General features: G+C 42.2%; 2 protein-coding genes. Both read left to right on the forward strand.

Translation table 11 applies throughout. The features are described 5' to 3' along the window. The first annotated feature begins 423 nt into the window (after positions 1–423). Positions 424–1,473 carry a ThuA domain-containing protein gene (locus ACZFYI_RS17915; protein WP_462525492.1) on the forward strand — a complete coding sequence of 350 codons (1,050 nt, stop codon included), beginning with the start codon at positions 424–426 and terminating at the stop codon, positions 1,471–1,473. An 84-nt stretch (positions 1,474–1,557) separates the two neighbouring features. Continuing rightward, positions 1,558–3,117, forward strand: coding sequence for a sulfatase family protein (locus ACZFYI_RS17920; protein WP_462525493.1), 1,560 nt, complete (start codon positions 1,558–1,560; stop codon positions 3,115–3,117). Positions 3,118–3,291: the final 174 nt, after the last annotated feature.

A 3,291-nucleotide genomic window follows, 5' to 3' on the forward strand; every position in this document is an offset into this window, starting at 1 on the left:
AAATATTTTGAAAGGATCGGCAGGCATAAACTTTGGTTTTTATTGGGTCAGCAGTGATTAATCAATTATGTAAACATATTCATACCCATAGCCCAAATCAAAAAATCCACTACATCATAAGTACTACATGCCTGAAATTAAAATACTACATGGTCATTTTGATTTCCCAAAAAATATGAGCTGAAGTCAGCTGAAATTTATATTGATTCATGAACCGGAAGGTCCATTTTCAATTTTGAATTAGGTCCTAATGGTTCTTTGACCCATCTATCTCCATCCAATCGTATTCCATTAATTGACCAATTGAACCAAAGAATTGTCTTTTTTTCAATTCTTTTAAAAATTCACTTTTTTCAATTGGAGTTTCAAAGTATCTTTTGAAATATGAAAAACGGATTGCGTTTTTCTTTAATACACAACCCTATGCAAAACCACTTCAAACAAAGCAACAAAAAATTCCTTGGGATTTTTACATTCTCATCCATAGCACTGCTATTGGTTTTTTCCATTTCTCTCACAAATGCCCAAGAAGGAAAGACTTGGCTTCAGTTTGAAGGAAAATCTGGTCCCGGCAAAGGGAAGCATATCGTCCTTGTAAGTGGGGATGACGAATACCGTTCCGAGGAAGGGATGCCGATGTTGGGCAAATTGCTTGCCGAGCATTATGGATTTACTTGTACGGTACTCTTTCCTATCGAACCAGAAACAGGCAATGTCGTCCCTTCCTATCAAAACAATATTCCCGGGTTGGAACACTTGGCAAAGGCCGATCTGATGATTTTACTCACCAGATTCCGTGAATTGCCTGATGAGCAGACCAAATATTTCCATGAATTCCTGTTGGCAGGAAAACCCATCATCGGCATGAGAACTGCTACGCATGCTTTTCACTATGAAAAAAACAAAAACAGCCCTTATGCCAAGTACGATTGGAGAAATAAAACCGAGGGTTGGGAAGGTGGCTTCGGCCAAAAAATCCTGGGGGAAACTTGGGTAGCCCATCATGGCGAGCATGCCAAAGAAGGCGCCCGTGCATTGATCGACGGTCCCGCACAACTTGCAGACCATCCGATCCTCCGTGGCGTCAATGACATTTGGGCAGCCTCGGATGTCTATACTGTCAAGAACCTGACCCATGATGCACATGTACTTGTCTATGGCCAACCGACCAAAGGCATGACTCCTGATACGCCATTAATCTGGGAAAAATCAGTGATGCCAATGGCATGGACCAAAGACTATCAGGTAGAAGGAGGCAAGAAAGGAAAAGCATTCGCCACCACCATGGGTGCTTCAGTGGATCTGCAAAGTGAGGATCTGAGGAGACTGATCGTTAATGCGGTATTTTGGGGCTTGGACATGCCGGATCAAATCACTCCTGACCTGAACGTATCCATCGTCGGCAAATACGAACCGACCATGTTTGGTTTTGGAACATTCAGAAAAGGAATGAAAGTGGGGGATTTTAAATGATTGTTGGTTAAGGGTTAGATGTCTTTAACCTTAGGTCCTGTAAAATCTATAATTTAGAAATAAACAAGCTGATCGGTAATTAATATGCAATTTAAGCTCCTTTTGATTTTTTTACTCACGGTAATTTTTGGATCTTGTTCAGCACCGCCGACTGAAGTAAAGCGACCCAATATCATTTTTATCCTTGCGGATGATTTGGGCTATGGTGATATCAAGGCTTTCAATTCAGGAAGCAAAATCCCAACACCGAATATTGACCAATTGGCTTCGGAAGGAATGCGGTTTACCGATGCCCATTCTACCTCTGCGGTCTGTACGCCTACCCGATATGCACTGCTAACAGGTCGGTACAATTGGCGAAGCAGCCTCAAAAGTGGCGTCTTGACTGGCAAATCGAAAGCTTTGATCCCTAAAACCCGAACTACTGTTGCTTCGCTTTTGAAGTCAAAAGGGTATGAAACCGCATTTATAGGAAAATGGCATCTAGGCTGGGATTGGGGGTTAAAGGACGGCGCTGAGTTTCAAGATGGAGGCTGGAATTCTGCTGATTTTGATCAGATCGATTTCAAAAAACCTGTCCGCAATACTCCAAATGACCTCGGTTTCGATTACGCCTATGGCCATTCCGGTTCGCTCGATATGGCACCCTATATCTATGTGGAGAACGGCGAAGCAACCGCGCAACCATATAAAGTAACGATTGACGAAGGAGAATATTCTTGGTGGCGGGAGGGACCTACTTCTCCTGACTTTATCCATGAAGAAGTGACCCCAAATTTCTTTGATCGTTCTTTAAAATATATTCAAACCAAAGCCAATCAAGAAAACCCATTTTTCCTTTACCTCGCATTACCATCGCCACATACACCGATTTTACCTCCAAAGAAATGGCAGGGGAAAAGCGGGCTTCTCCCTTACGGGGATTTTATGATGATGATCGATGATTATATCGGGAAGCTAAACCAAGCCTTGAAAGATGCAGGAATAGATCAGAATACCCTTGTTGTCTTCACCAGTGATAACGGTTGCTCCCCTGCTGCCGGTTTTGATAAACTTATAGAAATGGGCCATTTTCCCAGTTCGCATTTCCGAGGTCACAAAGCAGACATTTATGAAGGTGGCCACCGGGTTCCTTTTATTGCCAAATGGCCTGCCACCATTAAGGAAGGTACAGTGCGTGAAGAGACGATCTCCCTAGTGGACTTTTTTGCTACAGCGGCAGCAATTGCAAAGTATTCGCTTTCGGATACCGAAGGAGAGGATAGCTATTCGCTTATTCCCCTTTTTGATATAGAAAATAAGCCATCCTCATTTCGTGAAGCCACTGTTTTTCATTCGATTGAAGGGAGTTTTGCGATTCGTAAAGGAGATTGGAAATTGATTTTTGCCAAAGGCTCAGGAGGATGGAGCTTCCCAAGACCAGGAGACCCTGCTGAAGCAGATCTACCAGAAGTCCAGCTCTATAATTTGGCAAATGATCCAGGCGAAACCACCAACCTAGAAGCTGCTGAGTCTGAGCGGGTCGAAGAGCTTACCCAAATCATGATCCGCTATATCAAAGAGGGTCGAAGCACTCCGGGTATTCCTCAATCAAATGATACATACGATGGAGAATGGAAACAGACTTGGTTTATGGAAAGATAGATACAGGTAATGTTTAATTTTAATAACTGAAGAAATTAAGGGGAAATCAACCATACCAATATGATGTATTTAAATGGGAGAATTGAATGACTTTGTTGTTTTATCATATTTGAATTTCTTATTTTTAGCAAAACCCTATTAACCCATGAATAAAATCGGATTTAATGTTTTGGC

The organism is Aquiflexum sp., from assembly GCF_977115555.1.